At 58.1% G+C, this 22,543-nt stretch carries 26 protein-coding genes; 10 read left to right on the top strand and 16 right to left on the bottom strand.

All coding sequences use genetic code 11. The features are described from left to right. Positions 1–15: 15 nt before the first annotated feature. Together guaB and Q8O73_RS04930 are read left to right on the top strand one after the other, a co-directional pair. Positions 16–1,485: an IMP dehydrogenase gene (guaB, locus tag Q8O73_RS04935; RefSeq protein WP_305555838.1), complete on the top strand. Its 1,470-nt coding sequence runs from the start codon at positions 16–18 to the stop codon at positions 1,483–1,485. A 256-nt stretch (positions 1,486–1,741) separates the two neighbouring features. Further along, positions 1,742–3,079, top strand: coding sequence for an RsmB/NOP family class I SAM-dependent RNA methyltransferase (locus tag Q8O73_RS04930; RefSeq protein WP_305555835.1), 1,338 nt, complete (start codon positions 1,742–1,744; stop codon positions 3,077–3,079). Positions 3,080–3,216: 137 nt separating this feature from the next. Here Q8O73_RS04930 and Q8O73_RS04925 read toward each other — a convergent pair whose 3' ends face one another. Further along, positions 3,217–3,582: a hypothetical protein gene (locus Q8O73_RS04925; protein ID WP_305555832.1), complete on the bottom strand. Its 366-nt coding sequence runs from the start codon at positions 3,580–3,582 to the stop codon at positions 3,217–3,219. A gap of 275 nt (positions 3,583–3,857) precedes the next feature. Here Q8O73_RS04925 and guaA point away from each other — a divergent pair, with 275 nt between their 5' ends. Further along, positions 3,858–5,411, top strand: coding sequence for a glutamine-hydrolyzing GMP synthase (guaA, locus tag Q8O73_RS04920; RefSeq protein WP_305555829.1), 1,554 nt, complete (start codon positions 3,858–3,860; stop codon positions 5,409–5,411). 97 nt (positions 5,412–5,508) lie between these two features. Here guaA and Q8O73_RS04915 read toward each other — a convergent pair whose 3' ends face one another. The 7 genes from Q8O73_RS04915 to Q8O73_RS04885 all read right to left on the bottom strand — a co-directional run bounded on the left by Q8O73_RS04915 (position 5,509) and on the right by Q8O73_RS04885 (position 13,208). Further along, on the bottom strand, positions 5,509–5,820 hold the full coding sequence (locus tag Q8O73_RS04915) for a hypothetical protein (RefSeq protein WP_305555827.1): 312 nt from the start codon (positions 5,818–5,820) through the stop codon (positions 5,509–5,511). Between the two features lie 67 nt (positions 5,821–5,887). After that, a complete protein-coding gene (gene cydX / locus Q8O73_RS04910) occupies positions 5,888–6,004 on the bottom strand; it encodes a cytochrome bd-I oxidase subunit CydX (protein ID WP_305555824.1) in 117 nt (38 codons plus the stop codon). A gap of 19 nt (positions 6,005–6,023) precedes the next feature. Then, a complete protein-coding gene (cydB, locus tag Q8O73_RS04905; protein ID WP_305555821.1) occupies positions 6,024–7,178 on the bottom strand; it encodes a cytochrome d ubiquinol oxidase subunit II in 1,155 nt (384 codons plus the stop codon). A gap of 4 nt (positions 7,179–7,182) precedes the next feature. Continuing rightward, positions 7,183–8,790, bottom strand: a complete 1,608-nt coding sequence (locus Q8O73_RS04900) for a cytochrome ubiquinol oxidase subunit I (protein WP_305555818.1) — start codon at positions 8,788–8,790, stop codon at positions 7,183–7,185. A 136-nt stretch (positions 8,791–8,926) separates the two neighbouring features. Further along, entirely contained in the window at positions 8,927–10,582 is a 1,656-nt protein-coding gene (locus Q8O73_RS04895) for an amino acid ABC transporter ATP-binding/permease protein (RefSeq protein ID WP_305555815.1), read from the bottom strand. Continuing rightward, the gene (gene cydD / locus Q8O73_RS04890; RefSeq protein WP_305555812.1) at positions 10,579–12,195 is read right to left on the bottom strand and encodes a thiol reductant ABC exporter subunit CydD; all 1,617 of its coding nucleotides are present in this window, start codon (positions 12,193–12,195) and stop codon (positions 10,579–10,581) included. Before cydD ends, Q8O73_RS04895 begins: the two co-directional genes overlap by 4 nt. Positions 12,196–12,236: 41 nt before the next feature. After that, positions 12,237–13,208: an SLAC1 anion channel family protein gene (locus Q8O73_RS04885; RefSeq protein ID WP_305555809.1), complete on the bottom strand. Its 972-nt coding sequence runs from the start codon at positions 13,206–13,208 to the stop codon at positions 12,237–12,239. Between the two features lie 145 nt (positions 13,209–13,353). On the opposite strand from Q8O73_RS04885, the gene Q8O73_RS04880 reads away from it, so the two are divergent. Next, entirely contained in the window at positions 13,354–13,803 is a 450-nt protein-coding gene (locus Q8O73_RS04880) for an Rrf2 family transcriptional regulator (protein ID WP_305555806.1), read from the top strand. A gap of 51 nt (positions 13,804–13,854) precedes the next feature. Here Q8O73_RS04880 and Q8O73_RS04875 read toward each other — a convergent pair whose 3' ends face one another. Together Q8O73_RS04875 and Q8O73_RS04870 are read right to left on the bottom strand one after the other, a co-directional pair. After that, positions 13,855–14,253, bottom strand: coding sequence for an MAPEG family protein (locus Q8O73_RS04875; protein WP_305555803.1), 399 nt, complete (start codon positions 14,251–14,253; stop codon positions 13,855–13,857). Positions 14,254–14,392: 139 nt separating this feature from the next. After that, complete coding sequence (locus Q8O73_RS04870) at positions 14,393–15,034, bottom strand: DUF2975 domain-containing protein (RefSeq protein ID WP_305555800.1); 642 nt, start codon at positions 15,032–15,034, stop codon at positions 14,393–14,395. A 177-nt stretch (positions 15,035–15,211) separates the two neighbouring features. On the opposite strand from Q8O73_RS04870, the gene Q8O73_RS04865 reads away from it, so the two are divergent. The 4 genes from Q8O73_RS04865 (at position 15,212) to Q8O73_RS04850 (ending at position 17,316) form a co-directional block, all read left to right on the top strand. Continuing rightward, positions 15,212–15,532 (top strand): helix-turn-helix transcriptional regulator, encoded by a 321-nt coding sequence (locus Q8O73_RS04865; RefSeq protein WP_305555797.1) that lies wholly within the window; start codon positions 15,212–15,214, stop codon positions 15,530–15,532. Then, positions 15,529–15,993: an SRPBCC family protein gene (locus Q8O73_RS04860; RefSeq protein ID WP_305555794.1), complete on the top strand. Its 465-nt coding sequence runs from the start codon at positions 15,529–15,531 to the stop codon at positions 15,991–15,993. Before Q8O73_RS04865 ends, Q8O73_RS04860 begins: the two co-directional genes overlap by 4 nt. A 97-nt stretch (positions 15,994–16,090) precedes the next feature. Next, entirely contained in the window at positions 16,091–16,852 is a 762-nt protein-coding gene (locus Q8O73_RS04855) for an NADPH-dependent F420 reductase (RefSeq protein WP_305555791.1), read from the top strand. A 47-nt stretch (positions 16,853–16,899) separates the two neighbouring features. Beyond that, positions 16,900–17,316, top strand: coding sequence for a GFA family protein (locus Q8O73_RS04850; protein ID WP_305555788.1), 417 nt, complete (start codon positions 16,900–16,902; stop codon positions 17,314–17,316). Between the two features lie 40 nt (positions 17,317–17,356). On the opposite strand, the gene Q8O73_RS04845 is transcribed toward Q8O73_RS04850, so the two are convergent. The 4 genes from Q8O73_RS04845 to Q8O73_RS04830 all read right to left on the bottom strand — a co-directional run bounded on the left by Q8O73_RS04845 (position 17,357) and on the right by Q8O73_RS04830 (position 18,931). Then, the gene (locus Q8O73_RS04845; RefSeq protein ID WP_305555785.1) at positions 17,357–17,755 is read right to left on the bottom strand and encodes an MAPEG family protein; all 399 of its coding nucleotides are present in this window, start codon (positions 17,753–17,755) and stop codon (positions 17,357–17,359) included. A 30-nt stretch (positions 17,756–17,785) separates the two neighbouring features. Next, positions 17,786–18,055, bottom strand: coding sequence for a hypothetical protein (locus tag Q8O73_RS04840; protein ID WP_305555782.1), 270 nt, complete (start codon positions 18,053–18,055; stop codon positions 17,786–17,788). 38 nt (positions 18,056–18,093) lie between these two features. Beyond that, positions 18,094–18,369: a hypothetical protein gene (locus Q8O73_RS04835; protein WP_305555779.1), complete on the bottom strand. Its 276-nt coding sequence runs from the start codon at positions 18,367–18,369 to the stop codon at positions 18,094–18,096. A gap of 94 nt (positions 18,370–18,463) precedes the next feature. Then, positions 18,464–18,931: an Lrp/AsnC family transcriptional regulator gene (locus tag Q8O73_RS04830; RefSeq protein ID WP_305555776.1), complete on the bottom strand. Its 468-nt coding sequence runs from the start codon at positions 18,929–18,931 to the stop codon at positions 18,464–18,466. A gap of 143 nt (positions 18,932–19,074) precedes the next feature. Here Q8O73_RS04830 and Q8O73_RS04825 point away from each other — a divergent pair, with 143 nt between their 5' ends. After that, entirely contained in the window at positions 19,075–19,710 is a 636-nt protein-coding gene (locus Q8O73_RS04825; RefSeq protein WP_305555773.1) for a LysE family translocator, read from the top strand. Between the two features lie 11 nt (positions 19,711–19,721). Here the strand turns inward: Q8O73_RS04825 and Q8O73_RS04820 are convergent, their stop codons facing one another. Together Q8O73_RS04820 and Q8O73_RS04815 are read right to left on the bottom strand one after the other, a co-directional pair. Further along, positions 19,722–20,381 carry an HAD-IA family hydrolase gene (locus Q8O73_RS04820; RefSeq protein ID WP_305555770.1) on the bottom strand — a complete coding sequence of 220 codons (660 nt, stop codon included), beginning with the start codon at positions 20,379–20,381 and terminating at the stop codon, positions 19,722–19,724. Beyond that, on the bottom strand, positions 20,378–21,301 hold the full coding sequence (locus tag Q8O73_RS04815) for an AraC family transcriptional regulator (protein WP_305555768.1): 924 nt from the start codon (positions 21,299–21,301) through the stop codon (positions 20,378–20,380). The genes Q8O73_RS04820 and Q8O73_RS04815 overlap by 4 nt, the downstream gene beginning before the upstream one ends. Before the next feature lie 92 nt (positions 21,302–21,393). Between Q8O73_RS04815 and Q8O73_RS04810 the strand changes: the two genes are divergently transcribed. Further along, a complete protein-coding gene (locus tag Q8O73_RS04810; protein ID WP_305555765.1) occupies positions 21,394–22,218 on the top strand; it encodes an SDR family oxidoreductase in 825 nt (274 codons plus the stop codon). The last annotated feature ends 325 nt before the right edge of the window (positions 22,219–22,543 follow it).

The following is a 22,543-nucleotide window of genomic DNA, read 5'->3' as shown; positions in this document are numbered from 1 at the left end:
AACGAGGTGGCGCACATGTCCCGTATCGCAGAAGCCCTGACATTTGACGATGTCCTGATCAAACCCGCAGCCAGTTCCGTACTGCCGTCGCAGGTTCAGACCAACACCAGAATCACCCGCAATATTGATCTCCGGATTCCGTTATTGTCATCGGCAATGGATACGGTGACCGAAAGCCCGATGGCGATTGTCATGGCGCAATGCGGCGGGATTGGTGTGATTCACAAAAATCTGGATATCGCCCTTCAGGCCGAGCAAGTCCGCCGCGTCAAGAAATTTGAATCGGGCATGGTGGTCAATCCGATCACCATTCATCCTGATCAGACACTGGCCGATGCGCTGGCCCTGATGGATATCAACAAAATCAGCGGCATTCCGGTTGTTGAACGGGACTCGAAAAAGCTGGTCGGGATTCTGACCAACCGCGATGTGCGTTTTGCCTCGAACCGTGCGCAACCGGTTTCCGAACTGATGACGTATGAGAATCTGGTCACGGTGACGGAAAATGTGAATACCGAAGAAGCCAAGAAATTGCTGCATCAACACCGCATTGAAAAATTGCTGGTGGTGGATGATGCCTATCGCTGCGTCGGGCTGATCACGGTCAAGGATATCGAAAAAGCCAAACTGCACCCCAATGCCTGCAAGGATGCCAGTGGCCGCCTGCGTGCCGCCGCCGCCACCGGGGTCGGGGATAGCGGATTTGAACGGGCCGTCGCCCTGATCGAGGCGGGCGTGGATATTCTGGTGATCGACACCGCGCATGGTCATAGCGAAGGCGTGATCAAGGCGGTCGAGCGGATCAAGGCGCAATATGGCAATATTGATGTGATTGCCGGGAATGTCGCAACGGCCGCCGCCGTTCGTGCCCTTGCCGATGCCGGGGCCGATGCGGTCAAGGTCGGGATCGGGCCGGGGTCGATCTGCACCACCCGCATTGTTGCCGGTGTCGGCGTGCCGCAATTGACCGCGATCATGGATTGCGCCGAAGAAGGCAACAAACACGGCGTTCCGATCATTGCCGATGGCGGCATCAAGTTTTCCGGCGACATTGCCAAGGCAATGGCGGCCGGGGCGGCGACCTGTATGGTCGGTTCGCTTCTGGCCGGGACGGACGAGGCACCGGGCGAAGTCATTCTGTATCAGGGGCGGTCCTATAAATCCTATCGCGGGATGGGATCGGTGGGGGCGATGGCCCGCGGATCGGCAGACCGTTATTTCCAGCAGGATGTGCAGGACAATCTGAAACTGGTGCCCGAAGGCATTGAAGGCCGCGTGCCTTATAAAGGCCCGGCCGGTCAGATTATTCATCAACTGGTGGGCGGGCTTAAGGCGGCGATGGGCTATACCGGGTCGGCAACCCTTGCCGATTTCATTGAACGGACCGAATTTGTCCGCATCACCAATGCCGGTCTGCGCGAAAGCCACACCCATGATGTGACGATCACCCGCGAAGCCCCGAATTATCGCCCCGGCGGGTCATAAGCGAGGCAGGCAGAATGACAGGACGGCGTGCCAGACCCGCGTTTGACGTGGTTGGATAAAAGCCAAAGTCGTGCTATCAGCCCGCCAGTATGTGTTAAAACCGTGATTTGCCTGAAAACGTCATGTCCGCCTTGCGCGGGGTGACACACGAAAGGCCCGGTTTTCAGAGATTTCAGGTGACGGCAGGCGGTTCTGCCGTCACCGCTTTATTTATCGCGGGGGAAACCCCGGTATCAGACAGGTTTGGAAATTCGCTTTGAAACCCGGTGCACGCATCGCTGCCGTTATTGAAATTTATGACGGCTGGACCCACACCCGAGACGACGCAGATCGCATCGTGTCGGGCTATTTCGGTTCGCGCCGCTATATCGGCGGCAGTGATCGCCGCGATATCAGTGAACGGTTCTATAACCTGATCCGTCATCAGGCCCGTCTGGGCTGGTGGCTGGCCGAGGTCAATCATGACAGTCAGGATGGCCGCGCCCGGATGATTGCCGAACTGGCCCTGTTCAGCCGCACCAAGGCCGATGAATTTCCCGGCCTGTTCAATGGCGAGGAATTCTGCCCGGCCACACTGGCCCCGTCGGAAACCGGCCTGGTCAAACGGCTTGAAGGGCAATCGCTGGACCATGACGGGCAACCGGGGGCGGTCAAGACCGAATTGCCAAAATGGCTGTATACCGAGCTTTTAAAGCTGCATCACGAAAATCTGGCGGCCGAAATGGCGGCCTATAACAAACCGGCCAAGCTGGATTTGCGGGTCAATACCCTGCGCGGCGATATCGACACCGCCATCCGTGAACTGACCGAAGACGGCATCAAGAACATCACCAGATTGCAATATGCCACCAATGGCCTGCGCTTGCCGTTGGGCCTCAATATGCTGGTGACCAAGCCCTATAAGGACGGCCTGATTGAAATTCAGGACGAAGCCTCGCAAATCTGTGTGCGGCTGGTCGATGCCAAACCGGGCATGCGGGTTCTTGATATGTGTGCGGGCGGCGGCGGCAAGACCCTTGGCATTGCGGCCGACATGCGCGGCAAGGGCCGTATTCTGGCCTGTGATACCCATGCTGCACGCCTTGATAATGCGCGCAAGCGCGCCAAACGCGCCGGGGCCGGGGATTGCATCCAGCAACGCATCATTTCCGATGAACGTGATAGCTGGCTGCGCAGCAAATCGGGCTTTTTTGACCGGGTCTTGCTGGACGTTCCCTGTTCGGGGCTGGGCACCTTGCGGCGTAATCCGGCGCTGCGCTGGCGCATCGGGCAACGCGAGATTCGCGAATTGACAGCACAGCAAAGCAAATTGCTGAAAGCCGGGGCAGCACGGGTGACCAAGGGCGGGCGGTTGATTTATGCCACCTGTTCGATCCTGGCCGACGAAAACGAACGGCTGATTGATACATTCATGCGGGATCGCAAGGATTTCAGGCCGGTGCCGGTTTCGGAAATCTGGCCCGATGCCCCGCAATCTGTGCCCGTACCGGGTGGCAAGGACAAGCCGTGGCTGCGTCTGTCGCCCAATGTGCATGGCACGGACGGGTTTTTCATTGCGGTGTTTGAGCGCACCACCAAGGGGAATGCCCGCTGATGGCGCGGGGCGACATCATCGCCGCAAACCGGCGTGATGTCGCATGTCGCCACAAAAATGCCCTGACCGCGCTTGGCGGATCAGGGCATTCTGTCTTTGCAGGGAACGCGAATTTATTTCACGCTTTGGCTCGCCACTTATTCCGTGCGGGGGGCTTCGCCTTCGGTTGGCTGATTTTCACCGCCGCTATCGGGCATCAGATCCTGTGGCGTATCGCCGGACTCCGGTGCTTCATCGCCCATTGCGGGCGGGGGCGGCGGGGCCGATGGATCAGCCGCAGGGTTATCGCCCATGCCCGGTTGCGGGGCCGGGGTGACCGGTGCGGTGCCTGTGCCGGTATCGCCCGGTGCGGGGGCCATCGGGCTGGCGGGATCGCTGGTGGCTCCGGGCATTGCCGGGGCGGGGTCGTCGCTTTGGGACATGCTGACGGCAATTGCCACACCGGCAATTACCAGCACGCCTGCAACGACAAGCGCGATTTTACTGCCTTTGGTCTGAGTCATTGTCTTGTGTCCCTTATCTTGTTGCGGGGCGGGCGCGGTTTGGTCTGCGCTCCAATGCAAACCACTCTATTGCGACATTGCGCACGAAAAAGGGACCAATTGTGCAATTTCAAGGGTCAATTGCGGCAATTTCTGCCGTTATTGCCGAAAAGACATCGCCCTGTTTCTGATCCTGACCGATTTTTCTCCGTCCGGGCCGTTATGCGCCGGGTTGCCGCGACGGGTGGTTTGACGTATGTACGGCGCATTCCCATCCTTGACGGAGAACCGGCCCGATGACGGATCGCGTGCTGATTATTGATTTCGGATCGCAAGTAACCCAGCTGATTGCGCGGCGTGTGCGCGAAAGCGGCGTTTATTGCGAAATCCACCCTTTCAACAGTGTTTCTGACAGCTTTCTGGATGATTTTGCGCCAAAGGCCATCATTCTGTCTGGCGGCCCGGCCTCGGTCCATTGGGATCAGGCCCCGGCGGCCCCGGTCAAGGTCTTTGCCATGGGCATTCCGGTTCTGGGTATTTGTTATGGCCAGCAGACCATGGTCAACCAGCTGGGCGGCAAGGTGGAAACATCCGACCACCGCGAATTTGGCCGCGCCTTTGTCGATGTGACCGAAGATTGCGCGCTGTTTCACGGCATCTGGTCGGTGGGCGCCCGCGAACAGGTCTGGATGAGCCACGGCGACCGCGTGGATGCCCTGCCCGAAGGATTCCGCATGGTCGGCAAATCAGATGGGGCGCCCTGTGCGGTGATTGCCAATGATGCCAAAAAATTCTATGGCGTGCAGTTCCACCCCGAAGTCGTCCATACGCCGCATGGCGCACAATTGTTGAAAAACTTTGTGCACGGGGTTGCCGGATGTTCTGGCGACTGGACGATGAATGCCTATAAGGATGATGCGATTGCCAAAATCCGCGCCCAGGTTGGCGATGGCAAGGTGATTTGCGGTCTTTCGGGCGGGGTGGACAGTTCTGTCACCGCCGTTCTGATCCACGAGGCGATTGGCGCACAATTGACTTGCGTGTTTGTCGATCATGGTTTCATGCGGGCGGGCGAGGCCGAACAGGTGGTGACGCTGTTTCGCGATCATTACAATATTCCGCTGGTACATGTTGATGCATCCGACACCTTTATTGGCGCGATTGAAGGCGAAACCGACCCCGAGGTCAAACGCAAGACCATTGGCCGCCTGTTTATCGAAGTGTTCGAGGCCGAAGCCAAAAAGATTGGCGGCGCCCAGTTCCTTGCACAGGGCACGCTTTACCCCGATGTGATCGAAAGCGTGTCGTTCACCGGCGGCCCGTCGGTGACGATCAAATCGCACCATAATGTCGGCGGTTTGCCCGAACGCATGAATATGCAACTGGTGGAACCGCTGCGCGAATTGTTCAAGGACGAAGTGCGCAATCTGGGCCGGGAACTGGGCCTGCCCGACAGCTTTGTCGGCCGCCACCCGTTCCCCGGACCGGGCCTTGCCATTCGTATTCCGGGACAGCCGATTACGAAGGAAAAACTGGATATCCTGCGCAAGGCCGATGCGATTTACCTTGAGGAAATCCGCAATGCGGGCCTGTATGACGCAATCTGGCAGGCCTTTGCCGTCCTGTTGCCGGTGCGCACTGTTGGCGTGATGGGCGATGGCCGGACCTATGATTATGCCTGTGCGCTGCGCGCTGTGACTTCAACCGACGGCATGACCGCGGATTATTTCGCCTTCCCGCCGGAAATCCTTGGCACAATCGCCAACCGGATCATCAACGAGGTCAATGGCATTAACCGCGTGACCTATGACTATACCTCCAAACCGCCGGGAACGATTGAGTGGGAATAAGGTTTCCACGATTGTAAACGACAAAACGGCGCGTCCATGGGGCGCGCCGTTTTGGTTTGCGCAGACCGGCGTGGGGTCCGGTGCGGGCGGGCTGTTGTTATCCGCGGGCTTCGGCGCAACAGCTGCCATTGCGCAAACGCCGGTGCAAATGACGCCGGGGGCCGTGCGCCATTAGGGATGGCGCGTCATCCAGTGTGGCGGCATCGGCAGTCGGATTGGCGAATGCGCCGGTTTCGGCATCGGTATTTTGCAGCAGAAGGCGGCGGCAGATATGGGTTTCCGTGGCGGTTTCGGTTTCAGTCGCACGATTGCGGTGCCCGTGGCCGCCGCGCCCGCCATGACCATGACCCGCACAGCCTTTGCCGTGTCGTCCCTGTCCATGGCCGCATGTCCGGGTGTCAGAATGCATTGTCTCTCTCCTTCGTCTGAAATCAGCAAGAAAGGGTGCAGGCGGGAGCGCCGGCACCCTCCCTTGCCTAGTGCCCCGCTGCTGTGCGGCGGCGGGCATCGTTGCGGCTTTCAAGCCACATGGCGTTAATGACGGCAAACATCATTGCGACGGAAAGTCCGAGTATCCAGGCGAAATACCACATTGTTTTTCTCCTTGTTCTGTCAGTAAACGGAATCGGATTCCGCCGTCACCGATGCCTCGTCCACCTTGCCCCACAGCACCTTGTAAACCCAGGCGGTGTAGGCAAGGATCATGGGCAGGAACAACACCGTGACCACCAGCATGATAAACAGGGTCTGGTGGCTGGAGCTGGCATCCCAGACCGTGAGGCTGGAATTCGGGTCGATGCTGCTGGGCAGGATGAAGGGAAACATGGTCAGGCCGACGGTAGAAATAATGCCGACAACCGACAGTTTCGAGGCCAGAAACGTGGTGATTTCCCAGCGCGTGGCAAGGCCGATTGCCGCCCCCGCCGCGCCCAGAAAACCAAGGGCCGGGGCAATGATGATCCAGGGCCGGTCGGCATAGGCGACAAGCCAGGATCCCTGTCGGACAACTTCGCTAAACAGCGGATTGGACGGGCCATCGGGTGCGGGCGGCGAGATAAAACTGTATCCCTCAATCCCGCCAATCGCCAACCAGACCCCGGCCAGCGCGAACAGGACAATGACGGCAAGGGCCGCCCACATCCCGTAACGGCGTCCGCGCACCGCGACAATGCCATCGGCCTTTAATCCCAGCCACGCCCCGCCATGCATGACAATCATCGCCAGCGATGTCAGCCCGCATAACAGCGAGAACGGATCCAGCAAGGCAAAGAAACTGCCTTCATAGATCGGCAAAAGATCATCGGTCAGACGGAAGGGGGCCCCTTGCAACACATTGCCGATGGCAACCCCGAAAATCACCGGCGGAACAGCACCGCCGATAAACAATGCCCAGTCCCAACCGGTCCGCCATGCCGCAGAATCCCGTTTCGAGCGATATTTAAAGGCAACCGGCCGCAGGATCAGGGCCGCCAGCACAACAAACATCGCCAGATAAAAGCCGGAAAAACTGACGGCATAAAGCGGCGGCCAGGCGGCGAAAATCGCCCCGCCGCCCAGAATGAACCACACCTGGTTGCCTTCCCAGACCGGACCGACCGTATTGATCGCCACCCGGCGTTCCAGATTGCTGCGTCCGACAAAGGGCAGCAAGGTCGCCACCCCCAGATCAAAACCGTCGGTAACGGCAAAACCGATCAGCAAGACACCGAGCAAGACCCACCAGATCAGGCGCAGCACTTCATAATCAATCAATTCATAGAGGATCATGGTCTTACTCCGCCAGATAAGGGCCGGGACGTGGCGCGCCGGATGCAAGCATACGGTCTTGTGCCGCGTTCCAGGATTGAACGGGTTCAATGTCGAGATACGGGCCCTTGCGGATATATTTGACCATCAGGGACATCTCGATCACCAAAAGCACGGTATAGAAGACAACAAACCCGGTCAGGGTCAGGGCAACTTCCCAGACGCCCAGATGACTGACGGCAACCGCCGTGGGCAAAACCCCCTCAACCGACCAGGGTTGACGGCCATATTCGGCAACGAACCAGCCCATTTCGGCGGCAATCCACGGCAGGGGAATGGCACATACCGCCACCCACAAGGCGCGCCGTCCGATTTCGCCGGTGCCAAAAGAGCTTTTCCAGAAGAAATACACCATCAGGCCGATAAAGAAGAAACCCAGCCCGACCATGATGCGGAAGGTCCAGAATAGTGGGGCGACCATCGGCACGGTATCAAGGCTGGCCTGTTCGATCTGGGCCGCCGTTGCCTGACGCGGATCATCGACATAGCGTTTGAGCAACAGGGCATAGCCAAGATCGCGGCCATGCTGTTCAAAAACATCGCGAACAGCAGGATCAACCGCCGCCCGTTCGGCGCGGATCTGCATCAGGGCGTCATAGGCGATGATACCCGATCTGATCCGGTCCCCGGCCTCGATCACCAGATCATTGATACCGGGCAGTTCGGTGGTCAGGCTGCGGGTGCCGATCAGGCCCATGACATAGGGAATCTTGATGGCGTAATGGGTTTCGCGGGCATCCTGATCGGGCATGCCAATCAGGGTAAAGGCGGCGGGGGCTTCTTCGGTTTCCCACATGCCTTCCATCGCGGCGAGTTTCATTTTCTGGTGGCTGGTGGCGGAATAACCTGATTCATCGCCGAGAACGACCACCGAAAGGGCCGATGCCAGACCGAAACTGGCGGCAATCGCAATGGAACGGCGGGCCAGACCGGTATGGCGTCCCTGCAAAAGATACAATGCCGAAACGCCCAGCACGAAAACCGATGCGGTGACATATCCGGCCGAAACCGTATGGACGAATTTGGCCTGGGCAACCTCGTTGAAAATCACGTCATAGAAACTGGTGATTTCCATGCGCATGGTTTCGGGGTTGAACACCGATCCGACCGGATTCTGCATCCAGCCATTGGCGACCAGAATCCATAATGCCGACAGGTTCGACCCCAGGGCAACCGCCCATGTTGCAATCAGATGGCCGACCTTTGACATCCGGTTCCAGCCAAAAAAGAACAGGCCGACAAAGGTTGCCTCAAGGAAAAAGGCCATCAGGCCTTCAATGGCAAGGGGGGCGCCGAAAATGTCGCCGACATAATGGCTGTAATAGCTCCAGTTCATGCCGAACTGGAATTCCATGGTGATGCCGGTGGCCACCCCCAAAACAAAATTGATACCAAAAAGAGTACCCCAGAACTTGGTCATCTGACGCCAGATCGGGCGATCCGTCATGACATAGACGGTTTCCATAATCGCCAGAATGGCAGACAGGCCAAGTGTCAGGGGTACGAACAGGAAGTGATACATCGCTGTCATGGCAAATTGCAGCCGGGACAGCGACACAATGTCTATTTCCATGATGATAACCCTCGTGAGCGGGACCTAAAACCGGAATTGTAAATACCGGTTTATGGCCTGATATTTACGGGGGCAGGCAATGTTCGCCATGATCCAGATCAATTATATTAAAAAAGACGTATATAAAAATCTTCTTTTATGAGGAAGCATCCTGTCGCCCGATGGCGATGCAGAAATCGGCGATGTCGCGTTCTTCGGCCCGGTGGCTGGCGGTCAGGACGATTTTACCGGCCAGATGGCGGCGCAAATTTTCCATCACCTGCCGGGCGGTGGCGGAATCCAGCCCCTCGGTCGGTTCATCCAGAAGAAGGATGGGTGATTGGCGCAAAATGACGCGGGCCAGCGCCAGACGACGCATTTCACCGCCCGAAAGCCCCGATCCGCCTTCGCCCAGTGCAAAATCCAGCCCGCCGCGCCGGGCGACGACCTGATCAAGCATGACCAGACGCAAGGCGTCCCACAGATCGTCATCGGTGGCGGACGGATCGGCAAGGCGCAAATTTTCGGCCAGCGTTCCGGCAAACAGGCTGGCACGTTGCGGCAACAGGGCAACGTGCCGTCGCAACACATCTTCGGACAGGTCGCCAACCCGGTGCGGGCCGATCAGAACCTGTCCGCCGGTTGGTGCCTGCATGGCCGTGATCAGGGCCAGAACGGTGCTTTTGCCACAACCGCTGGGGCCGGTCAGGGCCGCCCATTGCCCCGGTTCAAGGCGAAATGACAGGTCGGTCAAAACCGGTGCGCAGGCGCCATCGGGGACAAACCGCACCTGATCCACGACCAGATGCGCGGGCGAGGCGGCAAAAATATCCGCATTTGCAACGATGGTGGCAGGCCCCGTTTCGCCGGTCATAACCCGCCGTGCGGCCAGCATCGCCCGGCCCAGATCCAGCGCCCCGCGCCGCAACGGCATCAGGCCTTCGCCCATCGCAAGGGCACCAAAAACGGCAATGGCGGTGATTTCAACCGGGATGTCGTGCAAAATCGCAATCAGCAACGCCCCGGCGGCGGCAAGGGCGACGGTCATTTGCAAGGCGATCCCGGCGATGGTATCGATCCGGTCCATGCCAAGGGCGGCCGTTTCCGCCGTTTCACCGGCCTTTGCAATCCTGTCGGCCTGATCGCCAAGCCGCCCCGACATCGCCAGTTCGATCGCCCCGTCGCACAGATCGGCAAAACGCACCCGGATGGCCTCAAGCGCAAAGGCACGCCGCCGGGCGACCCGGCGACTGGCATGGATCGTGCCGCCGACCACAATCACCGCCATGCCGCCATACAATCCGACAACCCAGACGGCAATTGCCGGACTGACCAGCCAGAACAGCAACAGGGCGGCCAGGATCAGCATCACAACCAATGTCAGGGCCGGGGCCACCAGCCGCAAATACACCAGATCCAGCGCGTCGATATCGGTGGTCAGGCGGTTAAGCGCGGCACTGCGCCGCAAATGCCCCAAAATCGCAAAGGGCCGGGCGGCAATCATGCGAAAAACCCGTAACCGCAAGGTCGCCAGAAACCGCAAGGTAGCGTCATGGGTGGTCAGGCGTTCGCCATAACGGGCCGCTGTGCGGGCAATCGCCAGAAAACGAATAGCCGCACTGGGGCGGAAAAAATCAAATCCGATGCCAACCCCCGCCATTCCGGCCAGTGCACAGGCGGTAATGAACCAGCCCGACAGGCCCAGCAGGATGATACCCGACAACAGGGCCAGCATCATCAACCCGGTGCCGGTCAGAAAGGCCGCCCGGTGTTCGCGCCAGAACAGGCCAAGGATCAGGATCAGGGCTTTCATCGGGCCTCCGTCAGGGTAATCTGACGTCCCAGACGCGCCATGACGCGCGGATCATGGGTGGCGACGATCAGGGTGGCCCCGCCTTGGGCCAGATGCAACAGACCGTTCAGAACCGCTTCGGCGGTTTCGCCGTCCAGATGGGCGGTGGGTTCGTCGGCCAGAATGACATCCCGCCCCATAAAGGCCGCCCGCGCCACGGCAAGACGCCGGGCTTCGCCGCCTGAAACACCATATCCGGTGTCGCCCAGACGGGCATCCAGCCCGCCGGGAAGGAGCCCGGGAATATGCAGGGCGGCGGCGATGGTCAGGGCGTGACGGATTCTGGCGATATCGGTGACATCTCCGGCAAAGGCAACATTGGCCCGCAACGACCCGGAAATAAAGTGCGGCTGTTGACTGACCCAGGCGATCCGCGCCCGCCAGCCATCGGCGGTGAAATCGTTCAGGGGCTGTTCCGCCACCGTGATCGTGCCGGTATCGGGCGACAATAACCCGGCGATCAGGGCCAAAAGGGTGCTTTTGCCCGCGCCGCTTGGCCCGGTGATGGCAATGGTTTCGCCCGGTGCAATTTCAAGATGGCCGGGCAGGTGAATGCCCCGGCATGTCACCCCGTCCAGAACCACACGGGCCGGACCGGGCAGGGTGGGAACCTGTTGGCCGGTGCCGATAAATCCGCCACGGGGTTCGGCCAGAATGGCATCGGCTTCATCCATGATGGCGCGCGCGGTGGCGCTGTCGTGCCAGGCGGTTGCAAAATCGCGCAAGGGCTGGAAAAATTCCGGGGCCAGCATCAGGATAAACACCCCCTGCGCCAGCATCATCTGCCCGGACCATGTGCCAAATTCAAGAATGCCCAGCAAGCCAAACCCGACATAAACCGCCACCATCGCCACACCCAGTGCGGAAAACAGTTCCAGCACCGCCGATGACAGAAAGGCAATCTTTAAAACCGCCATGGTGCGACCGCGCAGGCGGTCGGCGGCGGTGGCGAAATCCCCGGCGACCTGATCGACCGCGCCCAGCAACCGGATATCGACAAGCCCGCGCAACCGGTCCAGCATCAGGGCATTCATCGTGCCGATTTCCACCAGCTGGCGCGAACTGGCCTCTTTGGCGGCCATGCCGACCAGCGCCATGAAAAGCGGGATCAACGGCCCGGCAACCAGCAGGATCAGGGCGGCCACCCACGAAATGCTGGCGGTAATCGCGATCAGGCACAAAGGCACCACCGCCACCCGCCAGATGGCGGCGCGATAGCGGGTCAGATAGGGCAGTAACGCCTCGATCTTGTCCGATCCCAATGCCGCCCATGCGCCGGATGCGATGTGCCGGTTGCTGTCAGGCGCAATATGGGCCGCCAGAATATGACGCACCCGGCGCACCACGCCAAGGGCGGCCCGCTGGGCAATTCTGTTGCCGGTGGCGTCCAGAATGCTGCGCATAACGGCAATCACAACGAACCCCAAAACCCCGGTCAGGGACTCGCGCCCCCGGCCATGCGCCATTTCGCCCAGCACCCATGCCGCACATCCGGCTTGCAACGGCCATAACAAACCGGCGCACAGCGACAATCCGGCCCCCAGCCGCAAGGTGCCTGCGGCCGGGGCGATCATGTCCTTTATCCGGGGGGGCGGATTGGGGCCGGTGGCATCTGTTATTCGGGTTTGCAAATCTCGTTCGCCCGGATGGCCGCCGCAGTGCGCAGCAAAAGCCCCGCAACCACAACCAGCAAAAACACCAGCAACCCAAGGCCAATCACCCGATGGGTCATCGAACCGGTCATTTCGGAAAACATCAGCGATGCAATCGTCAGGGCGGCAACCGGAAAGGACAGCGCCCACCATGACAGGGCAAAGGGCAGGCGTTTGAATTTGGGCAATTGCGTTGCCACCACGGCGGCAAAGACATAGCCGATATTGATCAGGATGCGGGCAAAGGCATCGATCTCGCCCCCCAGTTTGACATAGGCGATAAAGGCGACGGCGGGCGGGGCGATCAAGATTACCAGGGTCGGCAACATGCGACCGGGCAGCGGATCATGAAAAATCAGCCGGTTGACCACAAGGGTCAGCAAGACAATCCAGAACATGATCCCGGCCGAAAAAAACAGCCACGATATTTCAACAAACCCCATGCTGGCCCCGGCAACCGGAACAATGACATTGCCGACCGCGGGAATAAACCATGCCGGGTTCAGATGGATGGGCTGAAAGGCCCGATGGCCGATCCAGTTGGCGACAACGCTCAGGGTCAGGATGGCTTGCAGGGCAACGGCAACAATCCACAACCCCTTTGCCATTCCCGGCGCATAGGGCAGAACCGCGGTTGCAATCAACAATAACGAGATGGAAACCGCCGGGAAAAAGGCGATGCGGACCGGATGCGCCCATTCTGCGGCGACATCTTGCGGATGGCGGGCCATCTTGGTCAGATAAAACGCCGCCAGCACGACAAAACATACTGCGGCCATCGCAAGCGTTGCCAGGGATGCGCCGGGCGCGATTCTCAAAACCTTTTCAGCGGCGGCAAGGGCAAGGGTCAACCCCGCCAGCCCCATCACCATGGCAAAAAACGAAACCGGAAAATGCGACAGACGCGAACCGTCCGTCTGTAGGGCTTCTGACATTCAAAACCTGCCTTGTGCACAAAAGAGGAATTTTATATGCGCCATTTATCATATGGATTGCCGCATGATGTTGACGCATGTCAATCCCGTTCGGTCCTGTGTGCGATAAAGTGGCATCTTGCAGGTTTCTTTTCAGGATACGGTAATGAAATTGACAATTCGATCCAATCACGCCATGCGGATGGTGATGTTTTGTGCGGTGAATGACGGGGCGGTGGCGTCTGTCGCCGAAATTGCCGGGGCCTGCAACATGTCCGAGGCGCATCTTGCCAAAATCGCCAACAAACTGGCGGCACACGGATTTCTGGAAACTGTGCGCGGGCGTAATGGCGGGGTCCGCCTTGCCAAACCGGCCGCCGAAATCAATGTCGGCGATATTGTCCGCGCCACCGAATTCGGGCGCTGTCTGGTCGAATGCTTTGACCCAGACACCAACACCTGCCCCCTGACCAAAGTCTGCCGGTTTCAAAGCATCATTGGCCGTGCGCTTGAGGCGTTTTTAAGCGTGCTGGACGGTTACACCATATCGGACCTTGTCGCGGACCGGGAAAATTTGCGCCAGGCCATGGGATTGACGGATGCGGTTCCGGCGTGAGGGGCGGATTGTTTCCCCGTTCAGATTTCCCAAATCCGCCGGAACGAGCGATCACCTGATATAATAAACCAGTTGCGACGCCACCATCAGGATACCGATCAGGCCCGCAAAATAGGCGATCGGGCGCGGGCCGGGGATTCCGGCGATATAGGTTGTGGCATGGATGATCCGGGCGACCAGAAACAATACCGCGCCAAAGACGGTTATGGCGTTTGATATCCCGGCCTGATTGACGACCAGAACGACAATCGCAAAAGGCAGCAGATTTTCCAGATGGTTCTGATGGGCGCGGTGGCCACGCGCGGCAATGCCGGTGCGTTCCGGCAGATTGTCCCGATTGCCCAGCAAGGCCCTGCCGCCCACCTGCTTGCCATAATGCCAGTTATAAACAAACGGAAACAACAGGCCCAGCAGCGCACAGGTCACCAGAATCCATAATTCATAGGTCACGATTTCATATCCTTTGAGGGCTGCCCGGTGGCCGGGCTGTGGGATTAGGAAGATGATAGGGTATCCTCGCAAAATTCAAGTAAATCAGCCCGGCTGACATCCAGTTGGGAGCAAAGTTTCACGCTGAACTCCGTGAATTTTAACGGATTTCAGAATTGACAGATTTTACTCGTTCTTCCCCGTTCTCGGCCTTGACGCGGATCGCTTCGTCAAAAAACCAGGCGATTACCAACAGCAATATGCCAAGAAACAGGTTTGAAACCTCATGTTCTCGATAGGCAACAGAAAAAAACGGTGTTTCTTCCGGCCGTGTAAAAATCGCAATAACGGCGGTTCCGGTGGCCTTTGCTATCGGTGCCAGCAAGGACTGAGTTATTAAGGCGATACAGAATACTTTGAGATGAGTAATCGTCTTATGATCAAGAATGCGGTTTTCGCCGAAGGCCAAAAACATCGCCCTCAATCGCCAAAATCCATAAGTCACGATAATAGAGGGGATCATTATTATGATCATTGTTGCATTTCGTTGCCAGCCTGTCAGCGCTGCCAGTTTTGCAATTTCCGAGGGCAGGACGCCAAACGGGCCGGGCAGATACCATATCAGTGGAGTAATGAGGAAATTGTAAGAAGCTGCCAGAGTGCACACCCAACCGAAAAAACGGCTGATTTTAAAGATCTTTGTCGGAGTGTTTTTGTCCGGGATATCTTGATGGGGATGAGGCATGGCGTAAACCTTTTCGCGGATCATGGCTTCAAGTTGCGGGGGCAGGGTCGTTTGCATATTGGGCCTCCTGCAATCCATGAAGTATGCGAAGCCGCAGGGTTTTGTCAAAGGCAGTGCGGCTGGCGGAACTGGCATGTCGCCTTGTCGCGGTATAAATATCCGGTTTCCTGTATCCGCCCTCTTGACATGCAGGTATTTACCTGCATAATTTGTTTTCAAGGATGAGTAAGAGCAATGCACGCAGACAGGTTTTTCAAGGCGCTGGCCGATCCGACCCGCAGAAAGCTGCTTGACCTTCTTTGCGAGAAGAACGGCCAGACGCTGGGCCAGCTTTGCGAAAATCTGGACATGGCGCGGCAATCGGCCACACAGCATCTTGAGATACTGGAAGCCGCCAATCTGGTCAGCACTGTCCGGCGTGGCCGCGAAAAACTGCATTTCATCAATCCCGTGCCGCTTCACGAAGTCTATGAGCGGTGGGTCCGGAAATTTGAACGTCAGCGGCTGAGCCTGCTGCACGATCTGAAAAAGGAACTCGAAGGAGAACAGGAATGACGAAAGAGATGACCAGCTTTGTCTATGTCACTTTCATTCGGTCAACGCCGGAAAAGGTGTTTGAGGCCATCATCAAACCGGACCTCGCCCGGCGTTACTGGGGGCACGAAAATGTTTCCGACTGGAAACCCGGATCGGGATGGGAACATATCCGTGCCAATGCAGAACGGACCGTCGAACTGGTTGGCAAGGTTATCGAAATTTCGCCGCCGACCCGCCTTGTCATCAGTTGGGCGAATGCGTCGCAGGCTGACGATCCGGCAAGTCACAGCCGGGTGACGTTCGAGATCGAGGAATATGAGGACATGGCCCGCTTGACCGTGACCCATGATGAACTCGAAGCGGGCAGCGGCATGGCAAACGGCATCAAAAAAGGCTGGCCCGCCGTTCTTTCCAGCCTGAAATCCTTTCTGGAAACCGGGCATGGGCTTGATGTTTTTGCCAAACCGAAATCGGCCTGATTTTGGGTGTGACCATCAAGGAAGCCTGCCAGCAAGAAAATGAGGCAATAAGCAGACCGTTTGCGCACTGTCTCTGAAATGCAAGAGAGGTGAAGTCTTGAAAATCGGTATTATTGGCGTTGGCGAAATGGGGGGAACCCTTGCCGTCGGATGGAGCAGAGCTGGTCACAGCGTGCGTGTCGCCAATTCGCGCGGTCCGGAGGCCGTCCGGAAATTCGCAAATGAAATCGGCGCTGTTGCTGCCGATATCTATGGTGCGGTGGAAGATGCGGACGTTGTGCTGTTATCCATGCCGTTTCCCGCCATAACCAGCCTGCCCGGCGATCTGTTTGACCGGGCGGCAGAAAATGTCGTGATCATCGATACCGCAAACTATTATCCCGATGTGCGGGATCCCCGCATCGCAGAGATCGATGCCGGTATGCCGGAAAGTGTCTGGGTGTCGCAGCAGCTTGGCCGTCCCATCTTCAAGGCGTTCAACAGCATCATGTTTTATGCGCTTTCTGAACTGGGAAAGGCCAAGGGGGCACCGGATCGGCTGGCCTTGCCCGTTGCGGGCGATGATGTCCGGGCCAAACAGATCGTCATGGGGCTGGTGAATGACATGGGGTTTGATCCGGTCGATGGGGGTTCACTTGAAGAATCGTGGCGACAGCAACCTTCAACCCCGGCCTATTGTTGCGATTACGATGCGGCAAAGACGCTGGAAGGCATCAGGGCTGCGGTCAAAGGCAAGGCGGAAAAAATCCGCGACCACGAATGGAGAGAAAGATACGGCAGGCTTTTTGCCAGTCAGCCGACCTATGCCGATGTTCATGCCGATGTCATCGCGCTGAACCGTTCGCTTAATCCGCTTTGAAATAATCCCGGCCTCTTCATTGTGAAACCCGATACAGGAGAACAACGATGACCCAACTTTATAGCGGCGGGTGCGCCTGCGGTGCGATCCGTTATGAAACAACCAGCGAACCTGTTTTCCAGAACCATTGCCAGTGCCGCGATTGCCAGAAACGCAGCGGCACGGGACACGGGTCCTATCTGACCTTTCCGCGCCGTGCCGATGTGACAATTACGGGCGAGGCGAAAAGCTGGCGGATGACGGGCGACAGCGGCAACGAAAAAATCCATGCTTTTTGCCCGGATTGCGGAACGCCGGTCTATCTGACATTTACGGCAATGCCGGAACTGATCGCAGTTCACGCGGCCAGCCTTGATGATCCGGGCCTGTTCAATCCGCAGGTGCTGACATACAGCGTCGGCGGCCATGCGTGGGACAGGATGGATGTGTCATTACCGGCATTCGAGCGGATGCCGCCCCGATGACGTCCCCCAAAACAATCCGAAACCGCCCCCGGCATCGCCCTCACCTGATATAATAAACCAGTTGCGACGCCACCAGCAGGGTGCCGATCAGGCCCGCAAACCAGGCAATTGACCGCGGGCCGGGGATTCCGGCGATATAGGTTGTGGCATGGACAATCCGGGCGATCAGAAACAACAATCCGCCAAAAATTGTGATGGCGTTTGAAATCCCGGCCTGGTTGATGACCAGAACGACAATCGCAAAAGGCAGCAGATTTTCCAGATGGTTCTGATGGGCGCGGTGGCCACGCGCGGCAATGCCGGTCCGTTCCGGCAGATTATCACGATTGCCCAACAAGGCCTTGCCGCCGACCTGCCTGCCATAATGCCAGTTATAGACAAACGGAAACAACAGGCCCAACAGTGCACAGGTTACCAGAATCCACAATTCGTATGTCATGGTGATCACTCTCCATTAAGGGGCGCACCTTTATTGGTTTTCCATCTTGCGCCATACGTCTTGCAGGCGGTCGTTGGCGGCGTGGAATTTCTGGCAGGCCTCCGCAGGAACGTTGCCGGTGCAATCCTTGATGTCGGCCCAGGCGGCATTCATGTCATCCCACGCCTGTTTGGCCTCGGCAGGCAGATTGTCGGGATTGTCGCGGCAATATCCGGCAAGGCCCAGTTCCCAATCCTGATAGGTCTGGTGCAGGCCAACCCGGTTGGTATCGTCCGGGGCCATTTTTACATGTTCTGTCATTCAGGGGGGACCTTCCTTAAACGGGCCTTGATCGGGTCTTAATCGGGCGTGATTTTGCGCCAGACGTCTTTCAGGCGGTTAGACGCATCATGATATTTTCGTGCCACGGTTTCCGATACGGTTTCGCTGTCCGGTCCGGCTTCGCGTTCCACGTCCTGCCACGAGCGGTCCATATTGTCCCACGCCTCGGTGATCTCGATCGGCAAATTGCCGATCTGGGTTTTGTGTTGGGCGCAATGGCCCTGCATCTGGCAATCCCAATCATCGCGGGACTGGCGAAGACGAAGCATATCGAGCGCAATCTGTTCTTGCATAAGGGGCTCCTTGTCGTCGGCTGTTTTGGGGACGTGCAAATGTAACGCCCAAAGCCCGTCTTTGTTCCGGGAGCAGTTTTCGACAAAAAGGTGGCTAGCGCAGCGGCAGGGCAAAGGTCTGTTTGACGGTTTCGCTGGGCACGTCGGTTTTGACATTCTGAATGCCGTTATGCAGGGTCAGATGGGCGGACTGGAACCGCCGGTAACTGTCCAGATCGGCGACGACAACCCGCAACAACGCATCACTTTCGCCCAGCATGATATAACATTCGACAATTTCGGGCAGTTGCTTCATCGCCGCGATAAAACGGTCGATGGTATCGGTGTCCTGTGCGGTCAGCCAGACCCGCGCAAACAGCGACAACGGCAAGCCGACCCTGGTTTGATCCACCACAGCCACATAACGGCTGATCACTCCGGCCTGTTCCAGAAGCCGGACCCTGCGCAGGCACGGCGATGGCGACAGGCCGACACGGGCGGCAAGTTCCACATTCTGCAACCGCCCGTCCTGTTGCAATTCGCGCAGGATGCGTTTGTCGGTATCGTCCAGCTTGATTGGCATTCTAAACCCATAAAATGATAATTCAGGATATTCACTGCTAATATATCAAAAAAAATTGGCATCTTCGCAACCAAATTGCCACCGGAATGGATTAGAATCCGGGCAGAGGGCAGGCAATCACGCCGGGCGAGCGGAGAGAGGACATGGATTGGAGCTGGATCGGGGCGGTAAGCCTGTTTGCGATTGCGATGTCGGCGACACCCGGCCCGAACAACACCATGCTGACGGCATCGGGGGCCAATTACGGGTTGCGCCGGTCGGTGCCGCATCTGTCGGGGGTGACGATGGGGGTAACGGCGATCATGCTGGCGGTGGCCGCCCTTGGGGCGCAAATCCCCGATGATCCGCACATCCGCCTTGTCCTGCAAGGGGCGGGGGCTGTTTATCTGTTCTGGCTGGCATGGAAAATTGGCAGTGCGACGCCGACTATTCCGAATGCCGAAACCGGACAAAATCCGCAAGGGCAGGCGAGGCCGCAAGGACAGCCCCTGACCTTTATGCAGGGCGCGTTGTTTCAGTTTGTGAACCCGAAATTATGGGCAATGGTGGCCGGGGCGGTCGCGGCCTTTGGCGGCGCGGCGCAGGCGGATCATGCCCTTGCGGTGGCTTTGGTGTTGGGCCTGATCTTTGGTTTTGCGACCTTCGCCAGCACCATTTTGTGGATTTTGATCGGGGTGGGTGTCGGGCGGTTTTTGCGGGATGAACGCGCCTTGCGGATATTTAACATAGGCATGGCTGTTTTGCTGGTGGCGTCAATGCTGCCGATGCTGTTGGGGTAATCGTTCGGTCTTTACCGCCCCGTTTCCAGAACAATCAATCGGCCTGTCGCATCGGTGCGGATTGCAAGGTTTTCATAGTTCAGGGCGACGGGATGGGGGGATTGCAGGGATTCACTGTGGGTTGCCGTGATGATCCTGACAGACGCCCCGGCGGCTTCGGCGGCCTTTATGCCCGCCTCGGCATCTTCCCAGACCAGACAATCGGCAATATCGACGCCAAGCCGTCCTGCCGCCGCGATAAAACAATCGGGGGCGGGCTTGCCTTTGCTGACGTCCTCCGCACAAATCAGGATTTCGGGGATGGGCAAGCCGACCGCCCCAAGACGGCGCAACGCCAATTGACGCGGTGCCGATGTCACGATGGCCCAGCGTTCCGGGGGCAGGGCGGTCAGAAACTGTTTCGCGCCGGGAATTTCGACGATGCCATCAAGATCGTCCATTTCCGCCTGCGTGACCTTTGCGGCTTCATGATCGACATCCACACCGGGCGGGGCAAACCGGCGGATGGTTTCAACCGCCCGGACGCCGTGCATGGCTTTGGTGACCTCTGCCGCATTTAACTGATGGCTGTTGGCCCAGTGTGTCCAGACGCGATTGGAAACCGCGATGCTGTCCAGAATGGTGCCGTCCATGTCAAAAAGAAAGGCCGTGAAACTTTGCCCGGTCATCATGTTTGTCTATCCGAAAGGGTGTTTTTGTGAGAACGCGCAAAGGCGCCCGGTGAATGGCCGAACCGCCGACGAAAGGCGGTGCTAAAGGCACTGGCGGACTCATAACCGATTTCCCCGGCAAGGTGATCCAGCGATTTTCCGCCCCGGCACAGGGCGTCGCGCGCCAGTGTCATGCGCCAGCGCGCCAGATATTCCATCGGCGCACAGCCCAGCGTGGCGGTAAAGCGGGCCGCAAAGGCGGATCGGGACATGCCCGCCTGTCTGGCAAGGTCGGCCACGGTCCATCTTGCCTGAACATCAGCGTGCATTGCCTTTAGGGCGCCTGCGATGGCCGGGTCACGCATTCCGGCCAGAAGACCCGCAGGCAAGGGATTTTGGCCGTTGCCCGGCCAACGCAGACATTCCACCAGCAAAATTTCCAGCAACCGTTCCAGAATTTCTGCCCGACCGGGGTTGTCGGCGGCGCATTCTTCGATGATCAGATCAATGATGCGGGCCAGACGCCCGGTATTGCCATCGGCCGCCCGGACAAGGATCATGCCGGGCAACAGGGTCAGCAAAAGCGGGGCATTGACCGGGTCCAGTTGAAATGCCCCGCCCAGCATCTGAAAATCGGGTTCCCCGTCCGGGTCCCCATGCCGGACGCCGGTCATGACGGGTTCGACGGGGCGGCACGCAACGCCGGGATGGCTGAACATGTCAAAGGCCGGGGTGGACGGCAGCAGGATGAAGTCGCCCCGCGCCAACAACAACGGTTCTGCCCCGTCAATCGCCAGCCAGCACCGGCCCGCAAGCACGATGGAGAAACCCGGCGCGTTGTAGGGGGCATAGCGCACCCCCCATTTTCCGCGCCCTGTGATCGGCTTGGACAGGACGGCTTGCGGGCGGAGCAGGGCGATGATGTCGCCAAAGGGATACATTATGGACGATCTGTAATGAATGAAAGACGCGATATTATAGACTGTCCTGGCGATATGTCTATCTTGCCGGAAGTCAAAACCGGAGAACCCAAATGACAAAGACAATTCTGATCACCGGCACATCGTCGGGTTATGGCAAGGCGATGGCCGATCTGTTTCTGGCCCGTGGCTGGAACGTTGTGGCGACCATGCGCCGTCCCGAACCCGGCATTTTCGGCAATGCGTCCGATCAATTGAAAATCCTGCCGCTGGACGTAACCGACCCCGACAGTATCGACAGGGCGATTGCCGACGGGGTTGCGGCCTTTGGCGGGATTGATGTTCTGGTCAACAATGCCGGGATCGGCCTTGCCTCGGCGGTGGAGGCCACCCCCGACAGCACCCTGCGCGAGATATTTGAAACAAACACCTTTGGCGTATTTGCGACCTGCCGCGCCATCATTCCGCAGATGCGCAAACAGGGGCATGGCACCATCATCAATGTGACATCCAGTGTGGCGATTGGCCCGATGCCGCTGGTGGCGATTTATACCGGCAGCAAATGCGCGGTCGAAGGCTATAGCGAATCCCTGTCCTATGAACTTGATATGTTCAATATCAAGGTTCGGCTGGTCGAACCCGGCCTTGCGCCGACCACCCGTTTTGCCGCCAATGGCGGGGAACGGATGCAGGGCCTGATCCCGGCGGATTATCAGGCCTTTGCCCACGGATTTTTCGCAAAAATGGCGCAATACCCCACACCCTATTGCACCGAGGCCGAAGTCGCCGGGGCCACTTTTCTGGCCGCGACCGATGAAGGCCAACAGCTTCGCTATCTGGCCGGGGCCGATACCCGGCTTCTGGCTGAACTGCGCTGGTCAACGTCAGAAGACCATTATCTGGCAAAAATGCGCGAAATGTTCGATCCGCTTGGCTAAGACTCTTTGGGGAACCGAAAAAGGGAACAGACTTATTTTATAATCCTATTACAGCTAGGATTATAAGGCGCAAGGGCTAGCGGGGCGACCAATCATTGAGATTGTTGTCATCATATTGACCGTCGGAACCGCTGGCCTGCTCGTGATCAACCTGATCAATCATCGCAGCGATTTTGGTTCGGCGCTCAAAAAAATATAGTGTCGTCGTCTTTGCCGCACAGCTTTCAACCACGGTGGTCGCGGTACCAAATTTGTTTCGTTGCTTAGTGAGATATGCTTATGATTGATCCGCTGCAGGTGGTATCGGCTCCGAGAATTTAAATAT

Origin of the sequence: Thalassospira sp. (assembly GCF_030690045.1) — a bacterium.
GTDB lineage: Bacteria > Pseudomonadota > Alphaproteobacteria > Rhodospirillales > Thalassospiraceae > Thalassospira.
This window is presented reverse-complemented; position numbering and strand designations above follow the sequence as displayed.

What these genes read in the sequence shown, in the direction of transcription:
- guaB (WP_305555838.1), top strand. Translation starts at nt 16, where the DNA reads ATGTCCCGTATCGCAGAAGCCCTGACATTTGACGATGTCCTGATCAAA.
- Q8O73_RS04925 (WP_305555832.1), bottom strand. Translation starts at nt 3,582, where the DNA reads ATGACTCAGACCAAAGGCAGTAAAATCGCGCTTGTCGTTGCAGGCGTG.
- guaA (WP_305555829.1), top strand. Translation starts at nt 3,858, where the DNA reads ATGACGGATCGCGTGCTGATTATTGATTTCGGATCGCAAGTAACCCAG.
- Q8O73_RS04915 (WP_305555827.1), bottom strand. Translation starts at nt 5,820, where the DNA reads ATGCATTCTGACACCCGGACATGCGGCCATGGACAGGGACGACACGGC.
- cydX (WP_305555824.1), bottom strand. Translation starts at nt 6,004, where the DNA reads ATGTGGTATTTCGCCTGGATACTCGGACTTTCCGTCGCAATGATGTTT.
- cydB (WP_305555821.1), bottom strand. Translation starts at nt 7,178, where the DNA reads ATGATCCTCTATGAATTGATTGATTATGAAGTGCTGCGCCTGATCTGG.
- Q8O73_RS04900 (WP_305555818.1), bottom strand. Translation starts at nt 8,790, where the DNA reads ATGGAAATAGACATTGTGTCGCTGTCCCGGCTGCAATTTGCCATGACA.
- Q8O73_RS04895 (WP_305555815.1), bottom strand. Translation starts at nt 10,582, where the DNA reads ATGAAAGCCCTGATCCTGATCCTTGGCCTGTTCTGGCGCGAACACCGG.
- cydD (WP_305555812.1), bottom strand. Translation starts at nt 12,195, where the DNA reads ATGATCGCCCCGGCCGCAGGCACCTTGCGGCTGGGGGCCGGATTGTCG.
- Q8O73_RS04885 (WP_305555809.1), bottom strand. Translation starts at nt 13,208, where the DNA reads ATGTCAGAAGCCCTACAGACGGACGGTTCGCGTCTGTCGCATTTTCCG.
- Q8O73_RS04880 (WP_305555806.1), top strand. Translation starts at nt 13,354, where the DNA reads ATGAAATTGACAATTCGATCCAATCACGCCATGCGGATGGTGATGTTT.
- Q8O73_RS04870 (WP_305555800.1), bottom strand. Translation starts at nt 15,034, where the DNA reads ATGCAAACGACCCTGCCCCCGCAACTTGAAGCCATGATCCGCGAAAAG.
- Q8O73_RS04865 (WP_305555797.1), top strand. Translation starts at nt 15,212, where the DNA reads ATGCACGCAGACAGGTTTTTCAAGGCGCTGGCCGATCCGACCCGCAGA.
- Q8O73_RS04860 (WP_305555794.1), top strand. Translation starts at nt 15,529, where the DNA reads ATGACGAAAGAGATGACCAGCTTTGTCTATGTCACTTTCATTCGGTCA.
- Q8O73_RS04850 (WP_305555788.1), top strand. Translation starts at nt 16,900, where the DNA reads ATGACCCAACTTTATAGCGGCGGGTGCGCCTGCGGTGCGATCCGTTAT.
- Q8O73_RS04845 (WP_305555785.1), bottom strand. Translation starts at nt 17,755, where the DNA reads ATGACATACGAATTGTGGATTCTGGTAACCTGTGCACTGTTGGGCCTG.
- Q8O73_RS04840 (WP_305555782.1), bottom strand. Translation starts at nt 18,055, where the DNA reads ATGACAGAACATGTAAAAATGGCCCCGGACGATACCAACCGGGTTGGC.
- Q8O73_RS04835 (WP_305555779.1), bottom strand. Translation starts at nt 18,369, where the DNA reads ATGCAAGAACAGATTGCGCTCGATATGCTTCGTCTTCGCCAGTCCCGC.
- Q8O73_RS04830 (WP_305555776.1), bottom strand. Translation starts at nt 18,931, where the DNA reads ATGCCAATCAAGCTGGACGATACCGACAAACGCATCCTGCGCGAATTG.
- Q8O73_RS04825 (WP_305555773.1), top strand. Translation starts at nt 19,075, where the DNA reads ATGGATTGGAGCTGGATCGGGGCGGTAAGCCTGTTTGCGATTGCGATG.
- Q8O73_RS04820 (WP_305555770.1), bottom strand. Translation starts at nt 20,381, where the DNA reads ATGATGACCGGGCAAAGTTTCACGGCCTTTCTTTTTGACATGGACGGC.
- Q8O73_RS04815 (WP_305555768.1), bottom strand. Translation starts at nt 21,301, where the DNA reads ATGTATCCCTTTGGCGACATCATCGCCCTGCTCCGCCCGCAAGCCGTC.
- Q8O73_RS04810 (WP_305555765.1), top strand. Translation starts at nt 21,394, where the DNA reads ATGACAAAGACAATTCTGATCACCGGCACATCGTCGGGTTATGGCAAG.